16 protein-coding genes are annotated in these 13,926 nt (G+C 65.0%); 8 read left to right on the top strand and 8 right to left on the bottom strand.

Annotated elements, in window-relative coordinates; all coding sequences use genetic code 11:
- Positions 1 to 14 precede the first annotated feature (14 nt).
- Positions 15 to 206 carry a CPXCG motif-containing cysteine-rich protein gene (locus tag L2Y96_RS04255; protein ID WP_247332843.1) on the bottom strand — a complete coding sequence of 64 codons (192 nt, stop codon included), beginning with the start codon at positions 204 to 206 and terminating at the stop codon, positions 15 to 17.
- 39 nt (positions 207 to 245) lie between these two features.
- On the opposite strand from L2Y96_RS04255, the gene L2Y96_RS04250 reads away from it, so the two are divergent.
- From L2Y96_RS04250 to msrB, 4 genes are all read left to right on the top strand, one after another.
- Positions 246 to 953, top strand: a complete 708-nt coding sequence (locus tag L2Y96_RS04250; RefSeq protein WP_247332841.1) for an HAD family hydrolase — start codon at positions 246 to 248, stop codon at positions 951 to 953.
- Positions 954 to 1,022: 69 nt separating this feature from the next.
- Positions 1,023 to 1,982: a YihY/virulence factor BrkB family protein gene (locus L2Y96_RS04245; RefSeq protein ID WP_247332840.1), complete on the top strand. Its 960-nt coding sequence runs from the start codon at positions 1,023 to 1,025 to the stop codon at positions 1,980 to 1,982.
- A complete protein-coding gene (locus L2Y96_RS04240; protein WP_247332838.1) occupies positions 1,979 to 2,302 on the top strand; it encodes a glycine zipper 2TM domain-containing protein in 324 nt (107 codons plus the stop codon). The genes L2Y96_RS04245 and L2Y96_RS04240 overlap by 4 nt, the downstream gene beginning before the upstream one ends.
- Positions 2,303 to 2,401: 99 nt before the next feature.
- Positions 2,402 to 3,013: a peptide-methionine (R)-S-oxide reductase MsrB gene (gene msrB / locus L2Y96_RS04235; RefSeq protein ID WP_247332836.1), complete on the top strand. Its 612-nt coding sequence runs from the start codon at positions 2,402 to 2,404 to the stop codon at positions 3,011 to 3,013.
- A gap of 122 nt (positions 3,014 to 3,135) precedes the next feature.
- On the opposite strand, the gene L2Y96_RS04230 is transcribed toward msrB, so the two are convergent.
- Positions 3,136 to 5,466: a S9 family peptidase gene (locus tag L2Y96_RS04230; RefSeq protein WP_247332834.1), complete on the bottom strand. Its 2,331-nt coding sequence runs from the start codon at positions 5,464 to 5,466 to the stop codon at positions 3,136 to 3,138.
- 97 nt (positions 5,467 to 5,563) lie between these two features.
- Positions 5,564 to 6,391: an SDR family NAD(P)-dependent oxidoreductase gene (locus tag L2Y96_RS04225; RefSeq protein ID WP_247332832.1), complete on the bottom strand. Its 828-nt coding sequence runs from the start codon at positions 6,389 to 6,391 to the stop codon at positions 5,564 to 5,566.
- Positions 6,392 to 6,544: 153 nt separating this feature from the next.
- On the opposite strand from L2Y96_RS04225, the gene L2Y96_RS04220 reads away from it, so the two are divergent.
- The gene (locus L2Y96_RS04220; RefSeq protein ID WP_247332830.1) at positions 6,545 to 7,006 is read left to right on the top strand and encodes a PA2169 family four-helix-bundle protein; all 462 of its coding nucleotides are present in this window, start codon (positions 6,545 to 6,547) and stop codon (positions 7,004 to 7,006) included.
- 163 nt (positions 7,007 to 7,169) lie between these two features.
- On the opposite strand, the gene L2Y96_RS04215 is transcribed toward L2Y96_RS04220, so the two are convergent.
- The 5 genes from L2Y96_RS04215 to L2Y96_RS04195 form a co-directional block, all read right to left on the bottom strand.
- Complete coding sequence (locus tag L2Y96_RS04215; RefSeq protein WP_247332813.1) at positions 7,170 to 7,694, bottom strand: hypothetical protein; 525 nt, start codon at positions 7,692 to 7,694, stop codon at positions 7,170 to 7,172.
- A gap of 58 nt (positions 7,695 to 7,752) precedes the next feature.
- Positions 7,753 to 8,526: a YdcF family protein gene (locus L2Y96_RS04210; RefSeq protein ID WP_247332811.1), complete on the bottom strand. Its 774-nt coding sequence runs from the start codon at positions 8,524 to 8,526 to the stop codon at positions 7,753 to 7,755.
- A 36-nt stretch (positions 8,527 to 8,562) separates the two neighbouring features.
- Entirely contained in the window at positions 8,563 to 8,916 is a 354-nt protein-coding gene (locus L2Y96_RS04205; protein WP_247332809.1) for a response regulator transcription factor, read from the bottom strand.
- Positions 8,917 to 9,033: 117 nt separating this feature from the next.
- Entirely contained in the window at positions 9,034 to 9,669 is a 636-nt protein-coding gene (locus tag L2Y96_RS04200; protein WP_247332799.1) for a response regulator transcription factor, read from the bottom strand.
- Positions 9,666 to 11,507: a PAS domain-containing sensor histidine kinase gene (locus tag L2Y96_RS04195; protein WP_247332797.1), complete on the bottom strand. Its 1,842-nt coding sequence runs from the start codon at positions 11,505 to 11,507 to the stop codon at positions 9,666 to 9,668. Before L2Y96_RS04195 ends, L2Y96_RS04200 begins: the two co-directional genes overlap by 4 nt.
- Positions 11,508 to 11,861: 354 nt before the next feature.
- Between L2Y96_RS04195 and L2Y96_RS04190 the strand changes: the two genes are divergently transcribed.
- The 3 genes from L2Y96_RS04190 to L2Y96_RS04180 all read left to right on the top strand — a co-directional run bounded on the left by L2Y96_RS04190 (position 11,862) and on the right by L2Y96_RS04180 (position 13,925).
- On the top strand, positions 11,862 to 12,452 hold the full coding sequence (locus L2Y96_RS04190; protein WP_247332788.1) for a helix-turn-helix domain-containing protein: 591 nt from the start codon (positions 11,862 to 11,864) through the stop codon (positions 12,450 to 12,452).
- Positions 12,453 to 12,541: 89 nt separating this feature from the next.
- Entirely contained in the window at positions 12,542 to 12,814 is a 273-nt protein-coding gene (locus tag L2Y96_RS04185; RefSeq protein ID WP_247332786.1) for a hypothetical protein, read from the top strand.
- A 124-nt stretch (positions 12,815 to 12,938) separates the two neighbouring features.
- Positions 12,939 to 13,925, top strand: coding sequence for a hypothetical protein (locus tag L2Y96_RS04180; RefSeq protein WP_247332776.1), 987 nt, complete (start codon positions 12,939 to 12,941; stop codon positions 13,923 to 13,925).
- Position 13,926: the final 1 nt, after the last annotated feature.

Raw genomic sequence — 13,926 nt, 5'->3', positions numbered from 1 at the left:
TACAGTTCGATCGGTCAGCCGTCGTTTTCGGCGAAGGCGGTGAGGTCGAAGGTGTCATCCCCCTCGTCCACCACCAGTCGCATCACGATGGGGCGGCAGCACACCTGGCAGTCTTCCGTGTAAGTCTGGCTACCGGCCGAGGTGTCCACGGCCACCTCGATGGTTTCCCCGCAATAGGGGCAAGCGATATCAGTGAATTCGTACATGGCGTTATCCTAGCGCGGTACGAGACACGAGATTCCTCCATGATCGACCTTATCGGCTTCGACGGCGACGATACCCTCTGGCACAGCCAGGAGTTCTACGACCGGGCGCAGGACGCCTTCGAGGCTATCCTGGGCAAGTACATCGACCTGGAAAGCGGCGGCCTGCGCGATAGCCTGCTGGCCACGGAACGCGGCAACATCGCCCTGTTCGGCTACGGCGCCAAGGGCATGGCTCTCTCCATGATCGAATCCGCCATCGAACTCACCGACGGCCGGATCGAGGCCCGCGATATCCACAAGATCGTACGATTGGGCAAGGACGTGCTGTCCCACCCCGTCGAACTGCTCCCGGGCATCCGCGAGGCCGTGGAACGCGTGGCGGAGAGCCACCGCGTGGTGCTGATCACCAAGGGCGACCTTTTCCACCAGGAATACAAGGTGGCGCGCTGCGGGCTGGCCGACGTCTTCCACCGCATCGAAATCGTCTCCGAGAAGGACCCTGCCGCCTACGAGCGCCTGTTCCGCGAGTTCGAGATCCCGCCGGGCCGCTTTGCCATGGTCGGTAATTCGCTGAAATCCGACATCGCACCCGTGATCGAGCTGGGTGGCTGGGGGGTCTACATGCCGTACCACAGCACCTGGGCCCACGAGGTCGTCACGGGCTTCAACATGACCGACCGGGTCATCGAGGTCCGCGGTGCCGAGGGCATCCCGGCCGCCATCGAGCGGATGGATCTCGCAGCCTGAGGGCGCCAGTCCACGTTTTTTTCGCACGGCACCGCCCACCCTGTCCCTGATTGAACGAAAGGAGCCCCGGTGGACCGCAGGATCAACCTCGGCTGGCAAGTGGTGCGGACCACGGCCAAAGGCTTCAGCGACGACGAGCTGATGACCCGCGCGGCCGCCCTCGCCTTCTATTCCGCCCTGTCCTTCGCGCCCTTGCTGGTACTCCTGCTTTGGGTAGTGGCCTCGCTGCGCCCCGAATGGCAGGCCCAGCTCGTGGACGGCCTGAACGGACTGGTCGGCTCCCGCGCCTCCGACGCCGTGAAGCTGGTGATCGAGAACGCCAAGCAACGGCCCAGCGTGGGCAGCGTGGCCGGGCTGATCGGCCTTGGGATCACCCTGGTGGGTGCTTCGGCCGTGTTCGCCCAGCTGCAGGGCGCCCTCAACCGGGTGTGGAGCCTGCAACCGCGGCCGGGCAACACCAGCCGCGCGATCCTGGGCTGGCTAAGGGCACGCCTGCATGCGCTGGGCCTGCTGCTGTCACTGGCCTTCCTGCTGGTCATCTCGTTCTCGGCCAGCGCCCTGATCGCCGTGTTCGTCCGCGGTGGCACGATGGGCTGGCACATCCTGGAGATGGTGATCTCGTTCGGCGTGTTCATCCTGATCTTCGGCGCCATCTATAAGGTGTTGCCGGACGCCATCATCGAGTGGCGCGATGCGTTCATAGGGGCCTCGCTCACGGCCCTGCTCTTCGTCATCGGCAAATACGCCATTGGCATCTACCTGGAACGCAGCAACGTCGGCGGCCCATATGGCCCGGCCGGTGGCGTCGTGGTGCTACTGGTCTGGGTGTACTACTCCGCACTGATCCTGCTGCTCGGCGCTGAACTGACCGAGGCGGTCGCCGAGGCTCGTGGCACGCCGATTAAACCGCGCCCATACGCCATGTCGACCCGCACGCCACTGACGCCCCCTGTTGACCCCTCCATCACGACACCGGCGGTATCCCTGAAAGCCGTCGATACGCCGTCTGAGAAGGAGGAGCGATCATGAAGAAGCCTCTCATTGCGCTGGCCACCCTGGCCGTGACCCTGGGGGTTGCCGCGCCGGCCTTCGCCCGCCACGAGGTGTGCGAGGACGTCCAGGTCAAGCAGATCAATTCGAAGGATGACAACCGCCTGATCGGCACCGGCGTGGGCGCCGTGGCCGGCGGCCTGCTGGGCCACCAGGTGGGTGGCGGCAAGGGCAAGACCCTGGCCACCGTGGGCGGCGCCGTCGCGGGTGGTGTCGTGGGCAACCAGGTGCAGAAGAGCCACCAGGACAAGAATGCGACGTATCACACCGAACGGCGTTGCCATTGGGTGGATGACTGAGGGGATCGCGCGCAAGCAGAACGGGTGTAAGGCACGGGCGCCTGGCCCGGTCTTTTGGGAAGGGTGCCTTGGGCGCCCTTTCCTGCTTCCGGAGGTTCCATGCGTAGCAATGATCCTGATCGCCGGCGGTTCCTGGCCGTGTTCGCCGCCACGGCGGCCGCGTCGATCTCCCTGCCGTTCATCTTCAAGGCCACCCAGCCGGTCATGGCGGCCGATGCGCCCAAGCCCATCCAGCCAGGGAATGTCACCCTCGACTGCTACGCGCCGGACAAGAAGCCGCTTGGCACCTGCGTGGAGCCGAAAGTGGTGCTCACTGACGAGCAATGGAAGGCGAAACTGGACTCGCGCTCGTATTACGTGACGCGCCACGAAGGCACCGAGCCGCCGTATACCGGCCCTGGCTGGAACCGCCACGACAACGGGCTATACCGCTGCATCGGCTGCGACACCGCGCTGTTCGATTCGGCGACGAAGTTTGATTCCGGCACGGGCTGGCCGAGCTTCTACCAGCCGCTGTCCAAGCGGAACATCGTGCAGACCGACGACACGAGCCTGATCGAAGACCGTACGGCGGTGAGTTGCGCCCGTTGCGGTGCGCACCTGGGGCACGTGTTCGACGACGGCCCGGATCCGACGGGGTTGCGTTACTGCATGAACGCGGTGGCGATGCACTTCGTGCCGGTCCCCGGCGTGCACATCACGCTTTCCTGAACCCAAAAACGTCGTAGGAGCCCACCCTGTGGGCGACGCCGTTCGCGAAAGAGCCACAGGGCCTGAGGCGTTCTGGCGAAAGATGTCGCCCACAGGGTGGGCTCCTACGACAGCGGCGCGCGTTAGTGCGTCGCGTCCAGCGGGGTCAGCTTGAACTCTTTCGGCGGGGTGCCGCCGGCGAGGTAACGCACGAAGTAATCCCAGCGGCGGCGCGTCATGTACTGCGTGGCGGCACCGTAGCCGTGGTGGGCGTTGGGGATCAGGACCAGGTCGAAATCCTTGTTGGCCTTGATCAGCGCATCCACCACCAGCAGGGTTTCGTACGGCGGCACGTTATCGTCGAAGGTACCGTGCGCCATCATCAGGTGGCCCTTCAGGCCATCCACCCACTTCTGGTTCGCCTGGTCGTCGTAGTTGGACTTGCCGTCCTTGTCCTTGACCAGCAGGCCCTGCCACTTCTCCGCCCAATCGTCTTCGTAGTTGCGGTTGTCGTGGTTGCCCGATTCCGAGATACCGACCTTGAAGGTATCGCCATAGCGGAACATGGCCGTGGCCGTGGCATTACCGCCACCGGAATGGCCCCAGATACCGACGCGGTCGCCATCGATCCACGCATTCTGCTTCACCAGCTGCTTCACCGCGGCGACCTGGTCGGGCAGCGTGTTGTCGCCGATGTTCTGGAAATACGCATCGTGGAACGCCTTCGAACGCAGCGGCGTGCCCATGCCGTCGACAGCCACCACGATAAAGCCGAGTTCGGCCAACGCCTGGTTATCGCCATGCGAAGGCGTGAAGCTGCGCGTGCGCACCGAACCCACCTGCGGACCCGGGTAGATGTAGACGACCAGCGGGTACTTCTTCGAGGCATCGAACTTCGACGGCTTGAACATCTGGCCGTAGAGGTCCGTCTTGCCGTCACGCGCCTTCACGGTGAACGACGTCGGAGCGACCCAACCCGCGGCCTTCAGGCGCGAGATATCGGCCTTGGCGACTTCCTTCACCACGGCGCCGGTGTCGCTACGGCGAACCACGGACACGGGCGGCGTATCGATCGTGCTGTAGGTATCGAAGAAGTAGGTGCCGTCCTTCGACATGCTCACGTTGTGGTCGAGCTTCTCCGGGGTCAGCAGGGTGAGGTTCGAACCATCGAAGTTCACCTTGTAGAACGACGAGTAGTACGGATCGACGCCCTTCTCACGGCCGACGCCACGGAACCAGATGGCCTTGGCTTTCGGATCCACATGCAGCACCTGGGTGACGTTCCAGTCGCCCTTGGTGATCTGGTGCTCCAGCTTGCCGGTCTTCAGGCTGTACATGTACAGGTGGCCCCAGTTGCTCCGTTCGGAGAACCAGATCACCTCGTCGGTTTCGGGCACGTACTGCCAGTTAGCCTTCTCGAAACCACCTTCGAAATAGGTCTTGGCCTTTTCGTCGAACACGGTGCGCACGTCACCGGTCTCCGGGTTGGCGATGCGCACCCATTCCTGCGTGTGGTCACGCGCGGTGGAGACGAAAGCGATGCTCTTGTTATCGGCCGACCAGCGGACGTCATCCCACACGCCGGGGCTGCACGACACGTCATCGCACACCGTCGAACGGTGCTGGTCCGGCTGCATCTTGAAGCGAACCATTTTCTTAGTCGGCACGTCGATCACGACGCGCTCGATCATGGTCACGTCCTTATCGCCCGGCAGCGGGTACTTCCACGTGTCCACCTTCGGGTGGCCCACGTTGGTGCTGACCAGGGTCATTTCGCCGGTCTTTCGCTGGTCCTGCTGGAACGTGGCGATCTTCTTCGAGTCCGGCGACCACACCGCGATCGCGTCGTCGGTGTGCTTCCAGCCGGCGTTATCGGTGGCGTAGCCGTAATCCTTGATGCCGTCGGTAGTCAGCTGCGTTTCGGCACCCGTGGCGACGTCGCGCACCCACAGGTTCCAATCGCGCACGAAGGCCTCGGACTTGCCATCCGGCGAGGCCAGGCCCGGCTCGTCGCCGTACGCCTTGCCGTTCGCGTCCTTCTTCGCGGCAACGGCTTCGCACTTCGCAGCGGCGCTGTCGCAGAGGTAATGCTTGCCACCCGACGTGATATCCAGACCGCCGTTCGCCGTGGTGGTGAAGTCGGTCACCGGCAGCTTGGCCGGGTCGACCTTCTTGCCCGTCGCATCGGTGAGCGCCTTGGCCACCTTATCGCGATCGAACGCGCGCGTGGCCTGGCCGGTGCTGGCATCCATCACCAGGAACTGATCGCCATCCTTGTCATGGTCGCGATACCAGAAGTGGGTATCGTCGATCCACTTCACCCGCTGGACCGAGTGGTCCACCAGCGGCATGGTGTTGTTCGCCAGCATGGAATCAGCGCGGCGGTAGTCCTCGGTGCTGACCGACTGGGCCGAAGCGGCCCCGGCCAGGCCGAGGAAGATGGCACCGGCCAGGGCCGGGTAGTGCTTATACATGGGAAACCCCTTGGCGGAACGCGTCGGCGCGGAGGGCGCCGCGAACCGGACGAGGCTAGCCCCCGGCATCGCCCCCGGCGTATGCCAGAGGTCATGGTCAGCCCTGGCCGGCCGGCCCCGCCCCGCCGTGCACCCGGAACCGGCGGCCCTGGCGCTCGGTCAGGGCCAGGCCCACCCGATCGGGCAGGAGCTTGAAGAGCGACTTGATGAACCCGTTCACCCGGCCGTTCACATAGACCGGCGTGCCCGCCTCCACCGCGTCCAGGCCCTGGCGGGCCACCGTCGCGGCATCCATCCACATGAAGCCCGGCATCTTCGAGACCAGCGGCCGCGCGCCATTCACATCGTGGAATTCGGAATAGGTGAAGCCCGGGCAAAGCGCCGTGACATTCACACCCGTGCCCTTCGTTTCCAGCGCCAGCGATTGCGAAAACTTGATGAGGTAGGCCTTGGACGCTGCGTACAGCGTGTGCCCGGCCGAACCCGGCACGTGTCCGGCAAGCGAGGCCACGTTGATGACCCGCCCGTACCCACGAGCCTTCATACCGGGGAGCAGGCGCCAGGCCAGCTCGGTGGGCGCGGTCATGAGCACCTGGATAAAGGCGGCGTGCGCAGGCCAGGGCTGCTCATCGAAGTAGCCGGTGAGGCCGTAACCGGCATTATTCACCAGCAGATCGATGTGCAGGCCTTGCTCGTCCAATGCGCCGACGAGCGCTTCGGCGGCGTCCGGCCGGGCGAGGTCGAGCGGTGCCACGACCGCCTCGATCGCATGGCGCTCGCGCAGTTCCGTCGCGAGCGCTTCGAGACGGTCGGCGCGCCGGGCCGTAAGGACCAGGTCGAAACCACGGCGCGCGAGCTCCCGCGCGAAGGCTTCGCCGATGCCGGCAGAGGCGCCGGTGACCAGGGCACGACGATTCGAAGCCATGGGACTACTCCTGTAAGAAAACGTGACGGTTGAGTATGCCTGCCGCGAGCATGAACGCGCGCTTCGTGTGGTGATGCACCCGACACGATGTTCACGGAATGCACCCGCCCACGAACGCGATGCTGGCCCCTCACCCACCCAGGAGCCACGCCCATGACTGCCACGACCGAACACGACATCAAGGTGCTCAACAACCTGATCGAAACCACGATCGATAGCGCCGAGGGCTATGGTGAAGCCGCGAAGGATGCGCACAACACGCGCTACGCCGCATCGTTCCAGCAGCGCGCTTCCGAACGCCGTCTCGTCGCCCAGCGCCTGCAGCAACAGGTCCGCTCGCTCGGTGGCAACCCGGAAGATGACGGCACCGTCCTCGCCAAGGCCCACCGCATGTTCGTCGAACTGCGCGCAAAGATGGGTTCGAAGGATGACGTGGCGATCGTCGACGAAGTCGAACGCGGCGAAGACCACATCAAGGCGAAGTACGAGCACGCCCTGAAGGATAACGACGTCACCGCCGGCACCCGGTCACTCATCAACGAGTCGTATGTATCGGTGAAGACCGGCCATGACCAGATGCGCGACCTGAAGCACGCGCTTCACGGTACGAACTGATCGTGTGTTGAGGCGATAAAAAAGGCCCCGGTCTCGCGACCGGGGCCTTTTTTATCGAACCACTGTAGGAGCCCACCCTGTGGGCGACATCTTTCGCGGAAGAGCCACAGACCCTGTGGCGGCTGTACGAAAGACGTCGCCCACAGGGTGGGCTCCTACGATGTTATTTAGCGGCGCCGTCGTCTTCGCTCATCAGCTGGTTGATCTTGGCCTTGTGCGTCTCGTAGAAGGCCACGTTCTTCTGGTTCACCTTCGACTGGTCGACGTACTGCGCCATCTGCGGGTTGTTCTTCGCTTCGGAGGCGATGGCGGCGTTGGTCAACGCAAGGTTCGCCAGCATGAAATCACGCGGGGTGAAGCCATTCTTCTGGATCAGCGGCGCGATGCGCGGATCGGAATCGGTCACCGTCTTCGCAAGATCATCCAGCGAATGGATCTTGGAGAAATCGGCCTGCGCATCCTTCGGCTTGATGCCCTGCTTCTTCGCTTCCTGCGAGACCGCAACCAGGCGGTTGAACACATCGTCACTCAGGTTGTAGTTCTGGATCGCGGCGCGATCGGCCGCAGGGATCTGCGAGGCCGGGTTCGCGGCCGGCGCGGGCTGCTGTGCAGCGGCCGCCTGGGCGAAAGCGCCCGGAGCGATCGAAGCGGTGGCCAGCAGCGCGGCGAGGATATAACGAGACTTCACGGGCATCTCCTTGGGTCGGTCCGTGGCTGGACGGTGAGCCAGCATAAAGGGCCAAATGTTAGCTATGTGTCTGCGTAGTCACGTTTTCTTCAGGAACTTTGGGCACGTTCCAGCCCATCGCGTTGTATAGGTGGTAACGCCACACGCCCACGTATTCGTGCAGCGCGAAGTCGGCGAAGAAGAGGTTTTCGGTGCCCGGCAGCCAGTCGTAGCGGGCGCGGACATAATCGCCACGCACCGCCTCGCCGCGGATGCCGAAGTGGGCGAAATACAGTACCGCGCGCTTCAGGTGGATCGCGGACGACACGATCACCACCTTATCGGCATGGTACGCATCGAGCAGCGGCCGGCTGTTCTGCGCGTTCTGGAACGTGTTCATGCTGCGCGATTCGAGGATCATGTCGGGGCGTGGCACGCCAAGCCGATCAAGCGTCAGCGCGTAGGTATCGGCTTCCGCATGGCCGTTATGCATCGGATCCCCACCGCTCACCTCAAGCTTGCAATCCGCACCGGTGGCCTTGCATGCGCGGTACAGCGATACCGAGGTCAGGATCCGGCCGTTGGCGTAGAGACTCGGCTCCACGCTGCCATTGCCGCCGCGCACCGTGCCGGCACCCAGCAGGATGATGACGTTGCGCTGGCCCCAGCCGGTGACATCCGGCGCGAACCCGGACTGCAGGTTGCCGAGTAACAGGCTGGTCAGGGGGCCACAGCCCGCGAAGAAAAGCCACGCGATGGCGAGGACTGTGAAGGTGCCGGCGGCGGCACGACGACGGCGCCAGCCGAACAGCAGCGCCACGACGAGAAGGATCAGGAAGAGGGTCAGGATCATGGGGCCGGAGCGTATCAGACCCCGATGAAAAGCATGCTACCGGGCGGCCAGTGCACGCTCCAGGCAACTGGCGAGCGCATCGCCGGCGAACGGTTTGCCGAGATAGCAGAAGGCTCCTGCCGCCATCACGCTGTTGCGCACGGCATCGTCCAGGAAGCCAGAGACAAACACGATGGGATACGTGCGCCCACGCTCGAGCAACTTCCGCTGCAGGTCGGTGCCATCGATGCCCGGCATATGCACATCCGTCACCAGGCAATCGACGCCCTCGTCGCCACCGGGGCGGAGGAAATCTTCCGCGGAGGCGAAGCCCCGTGCGTCGTGTCCCAGCGACCTGACCAGGCTTACGGTGGCCTGGCGCACCGCGTCGTCATCGTCAACGATCGCCACAATCCTGTTCGCGGCCAAACCTGTGATCCTCGTCACGCGCCTTAGCGGTGTGGTCTTACAGTGCGCCCGCGCCCACGGGATGGGAATCATACGGAGGTGTGCGGTCCCGGGCGCCGTTCAGGCGGGGTCGCCGAGCGCCTCGGCCTGGCGCACAAGATCTGCCAGCGAGCGAACACCCATCTTGCGCATGACGTTCCCGCGGTGGATCTTGACGGTGATTTCCGACAGGCCAAGCAGCGCGCCCACCTGCTTGTTCATCAGCCCGGCGGTCACGTGGCGCATCACCTCGCGTTCGCGTGGCGTCAACGAGGCATAGGCGGTGCGTACCGTTGAGAGCGCATCGGCATCGCGGCGTCCCGCGGCGTCCCGTTCGATCGCCGCGGAGACCGCGTCGAGCATGTCCTGGTCGCGAAAGGGTTTGGCAAGGAAATCAAGCGCCCCGGCCTTCATGGCGCGAACGGACATCGGGATATCGCCGTGCCCGGTCATGAACACGATAGGCAGCCGGTTCTCCATGCCGGAAAGCTGGGCCTGGAAATCCAGCCCGCTTACCCCGGGAAGCCGCACATCGAGCACCAGGCAACCGGGCGCATCGGCGTTATCACGGGCAAGGAAATCCGCCGTGCTCCCGAACGTAGCGACCGTCAGGCCCACGGACCGAAAGAGCGAACCCAACGCCTCGCGCACGGCCTGGTCATCGTCGACGACACAGACGATCGGCGCCTGGACGACGGCGTGCAACGGTCGATTCATGCGCGGGCCTCCTCGGCCACCGTCACGGGCAGCGTGAAATGGAAGGTCGCTCCCCCCTCAGGGCGATTGGTCGCCCAGAGGCGCCCGCCATGAGATTCCACGGTCGAACGGCAGATGGCAAGCCCCATGCCCATGCCACCACCGCGGCTGGTCACGAACGCATCGAAAAGGCTGGCAGCGATATCGTCGGGGATACCCGTTCCGGTGTCTTCCACTTCAATCAGCAAGGTCTCCTGGGAGGCTTCGCGTGCCCGCAACGTCAGTTCGCGGCGGCCCGGTACGCTGCCCATCGCGCGGATCGCATTGCCCATCAGGTTCATGACCACCTGCTGCAGCTGGACGCGATCACCCCGTGGAAACGGCGCATCGCGATCGATATCGATGGTAAGGCCGACGCGATGGCGCGCCATCTCGCCATCGAGCAGCAGCGCGCACTCGTCCGCCAGGGCACGCAGATCGAAGCGAACGTGCTGGCGGGGTTCCTTGCTGGCCAGGCTGCGCACCCGGTTCACCACATCGCTGGCTCGGCGCGCATCGCGCACTAGCCGCTCGATGCCGTCGCAGGCCTCGCCCAGGTCCGGTTCGCCACGGCGCAGCCAGCGCAGGGCCGCCTCGCCGTGGGTCACGATGGCGGCGAGCGGCTGGTTCACCTCGTGCGCGATCGTGGCGCTCATCTCGCCCAGCGCCGTGACACGTGCGGCCTGCGCCAACTCGGCCTGCATCGCCATCAGCGCGTGTTCGGCGCGCTTGCGGTCGGTGATATCCACGACGCTGACGAGCACGCGGTCGTAGCGCGAGGCGCCGAGCGGCATGCTCAGGGCGAACAACACGTTGAGGCGTTCGCCCTTCAGGTTGACGAGACTCGTTTCCCCTTCCGCCGCACCCGTTCCTTCGAACACGGTGAGCAGCACGTTGGCGAAGGTACGGTCACTGCCTGGCAGGAAGCGGTCCAGGGGGCCCAGCAGGTCTTCGCGACGTTGCGCGCCCAGCATGCGCACGGTCGCCGCGTTCACGTCGGTCACCAGGGTCAGCGAACAGGCATCGCGCACGAACGATGGATGCTTCTTCAGGTAGGCCGCGAGGTCCACGACGCCCTGCTGGCGAAGCGCCACGATGCGCTCCATCACCAGGGTGTAATCCTCCTCCCAGAACGAAAACCGGGCGCTTTCGAAGATCGCCCGGTAACGGCGCTCGCTTTCAGCCAGCGCGGCGTCGGCCGCACGGCGGGCGGTGATATCGGTGCCGGCTTCAAGGATCTGCTGCGCGCGACCCGAGGCATCACGCAGGAGCGCACAGCGTGCTTCGACCAGCACGATGCGCCCATCCCGGTGTTGCTGGATGAGTTCGCCTTCCCAGCGGCCCTCGGAAAACAGCTGGGCATCCATGTCGGCGCGATGGCCGGTGAACGCGGTGGCGAGCAACTCGCTGGCCCGGCGACCGAGCGCCTCACGCGCCGTCCAGCCATACAAGGCCTCCGCGCCACCGTTCCACTCCACGATCACATCGTCGGTATCGCGAACGTAGATCGAATCGTGGGTGAGGTTGATCAGGCTCGCCTGGCGGATGATCGTGGCCATGCGCTCACGCGCGCGCAGCGAGAGCACGCCGGTAACGACGATAGCGGCCAGGCTGACCACGCAACGCAGGAGCGCCGCATCCGGCTCGGGCCAGCCGTGCCCGCGCACGTACGAGGCGACGGTGAGCAGGCTGCAGCCTGCGACGGCCCCCATGATCCCGGTGCGGCTCCCGGAAGCGGCAACCAGCAGGACCACGACCAGGTAGACAACGGCCACCGCACCCTGGAGTGGGGTGAAGGTATCCACGACGAATACCGCCACGGACAGTAACGCACCCGCGAGCGCTAACCAGCCGGACGCGCGGCGCGACCCGATAAGGGGTGCGGCACTCGCGTGGCTGAAAGGTGTCGTCGGTGGCATCGATGGCTCGCGCGTCAGCAGACTGGTGCAGATTCGGCCAGAATCGTGTCTAAACACGTCATGGCAGTCTTGCACGCCGGTGATGGTTTTTGACCGTTACGGCATGACCGTTACAAGAAAGGTGTCAAACCTCCAAATCATCCTTAGGTATGGGCTCCCAGAGCCCTACGTAGAATTCAGTCCACCCCCGCATCGCGCATAGGCTGCGATGGTGGGCGCGCTGCCCATGTCCCTGCCCCCCTGCGGAGCCAGACCATGCGCTACGAATCGAATGCCTACGCCACGCCCGTCCCGACCGCCGAGGCGGTGCATGCCCTCAACACGTTTACCGTGACCTCCCCCGCGGACGAGCCGACGGTAGCCCGTCTGCTCGAGCAGGCCCTCACGGCCGTGGAAACCGACCTCGCTACCACGCGCGCCTGCGTGGCTCGAGTGGCTGCCTTGCTTGAGCAGGCCGAAACACCCGCCTTGCCGGTGCCCAGTGTGGTCGCTCGCCGGCGCGTAGGTGCCGGGCTGGCACCGTGGCAGGCACGCCGTGTCGCCGCACACGTCGACGAGAACCTCGGCTTCCCGATCACGATCGACCACCTGTCGACACTGGCCGGCCTTTCCAGCAGTTACTTCTGCCGCGCCTTCAAGGACACCTTCGGCGAGCCGCCGCATGCGTTCATCATGCGTAAGCGCGTCGAGCGTGCCCAGCAGTTGATGCTGCAGACACGTGAGCCGCTCAGCCAGATCGCGCTGGCCTGCGGGCTCTCGGACCAGGCGCACCTGTGCAACCTGTTCCGCCGGCTTGTGGGCCAGAGCCCCAGCCACTGGCGCCGTTCGCAGTGGCAAGAAGCCTGAGCATGGCTTGATCAGCGCGCCTGAAAGGGTCGGGACAGGGAAAGCAGGCAGTTTGCCCTCGAGGTCATCCGTGGACCGAGGTTATCCGTATGTCATTCGCCCCGATTATCGCTTTCCCTCCGGCGACGCTGGCGCCAGCCACCAAGGCGCATGCATGGCAGGTGCTGCGCGAGGCATCGCGCATCGAACCGGATGAGGCCGCGCGCATCGCGTGGTATCGCGACGAGCCGATCGTGGCGCTCGATCGTCACACCGCTGAAACGCTGGTGACGATGGGGCGCTATGTCGAGGTACTGGCCTTCCTGCGCGGTGTGCGCATGGACCTGGGGCTCGAACCCTCCCATGGCTTCGGCGCATTCTAGGTAGGAGCCCACCCTGTGGGCGGCGCCGTTCGCGAAGGCGTCAGAGAGCTTGCTGCCACGAGGCGAAAGATGTCGCCCACAGGGTGGGCTCCTACGGAAATACCTGCTGCGATATCCTGCGGGCATGTCGATCGACGAAGCCCTGCTGCCCGACAGCGATGAACGCCTGAGCGCAGAACGCGCCTACGAGCTGTATTGGGCCGAACTCCTTGGCGAGGAGCCACGCTTCACCTGCGTGGGCACCGGCTGCCATGCGCCGCTCACCTGCGCATGCCTGAAGAAGCCCGAGCAGACCCTGCTTATCCGCCCGTATTACCGCTCGCACCGGCTGGAGGACCACGCCGATACCTGCGAAGTCGTCCATGGCCGCGGCGAGGCCCGGCCCGCGAAGGGTGCGGATATCTTCGAAGCGGAACGTCCCGCCAACCATTTCCGGCGCGAGCCTGGTACCCGCGTGCCCGGCGCGCCACCCGCGCCACCCGCGCCACCCGTGGAGCGTAGTGCGCCGACGTTGGGGGGCGGGACGCCGCCCTCGGCTCAGAGTGCACCGGCACCGAGAGGCGGTACGTCACCTGCCGCGCCGCGGCCCAGCCACTTCTATCGCCTGTCGTCGCTCGTGCAGAAGTTCCTCGAGCACCGCCGCGACAAGGATCTCGCCGACGCACCGGTCACCATCGGCGGCGATACCACCACCTACGAGGCGCTGTTCCGCAACGTCTACCGGCAGAAGGTCGCCGACCATTTGCAAACGCGTGCGGTCTGGTGGGGTACGGCCTCGTTGCGGGCGACGAAGGAAGGCGGCTACTACCTGCGTTTTACGCGCCCGTTCCGCCACGGCGATGAGCTGCTGAAGCCGACGATCACGCTCTCCGCGAAGGATATTGACGCCTACCCCGTGCGCAAACTGCTGCGCGCCCGCCTCGACAAGCTCATCGCGGAGCACGAGGGATACTGCGTGGTGTTCGCCTGGGCCCGACCCTGGATGCCAAAGGATGCGGAGAAGCCTTTTGTCCGCTTCTACATCGATAACCTCGACCACATCGACGTGCGCGGCCCGGACATCCTCGAAGAACTGAAGAACACGTCGCGCGTCACGTCCTCTGATCACTAAC

Source organism: Luteibacter aegosomaticola (genome assembly GCF_023078475.1).
GTDB classification, from domain to species: domain Bacteria; phylum Pseudomonadota; class Gammaproteobacteria; order Xanthomonadales; family Rhodanobacteraceae; genus Luteibacter; species Luteibacter aegosomaticola.
The sequence above is the reverse complement of the archived record's forward strand: the minus strand, read 5'-3'. Positions and strand labels throughout refer to the sequence as shown.

Bases quoted from the DNA above. Each gene is read 5' to 3' on its own strand.
- L2Y96_RS04255 (WP_247332843.1), bottom strand. From the start codon at position 206: ATGTACGAATTCACTGATATCGCTTGCCCCTATTGCGGGGAAACCATC.
- L2Y96_RS04250 (WP_247332841.1), top strand. From the start codon at position 246: ATGATCGACCTTATCGGCTTCGACGGCGACGATACCCTCTGGCACAGC.
- L2Y96_RS04240 (WP_247332838.1), top strand. From the start codon at position 1,979: ATGAAGAAGCCTCTCATTGCGCTGGCCACCCTGGCCGTGACCCTGGGG.
- msrB (WP_247332836.1), top strand. From the start codon at position 2,402: ATGCGTAGCAATGATCCTGATCGCCGGCGGTTCCTGGCCGTGTTCGCC.
- L2Y96_RS04230 (WP_247332834.1), bottom strand. From the start codon at position 5,466: ATGTATAAGCACTACCCGGCCCTGGCCGGTGCCATCTTCCTCGGCCTG.
- L2Y96_RS04225 (WP_247332832.1), bottom strand. From the start codon at position 6,391: ATGGCTTCGAATCGTCGTGCCCTGGTCACCGGCGCCTCTGCCGGCATC.
- L2Y96_RS04220 (WP_247332830.1), top strand. From the start codon at position 6,545: ATGACTGCCACGACCGAACACGACATCAAGGTGCTCAACAACCTGATC.
- L2Y96_RS04210 (WP_247332811.1), bottom strand. From the start codon at position 8,526: ATGATCCTGACCCTCTTCCTGATCCTTCTCGTCGTGGCGCTGCTGTTC.
- L2Y96_RS04200 (WP_247332799.1), bottom strand. From the start codon at position 9,669: ATGAATCGACCGTTGCACGCCGTCGTCCAGGCGCCGATCGTCTGTGTC.
- L2Y96_RS04190 (WP_247332788.1), top strand. From the start codon at position 11,862: ATGCGCTACGAATCGAATGCCTACGCCACGCCCGTCCCGACCGCCGAG.
- L2Y96_RS04185 (WP_247332786.1), top strand. From the start codon at position 12,542: ATGTCATTCGCCCCGATTATCGCTTTCCCTCCGGCGACGCTGGCGCCA.
- L2Y96_RS04180 (WP_247332776.1), top strand. From the start codon at position 12,939: ATGTCGATCGACGAAGCCCTGCTGCCCGACAGCGATGAACGCCTGAGC.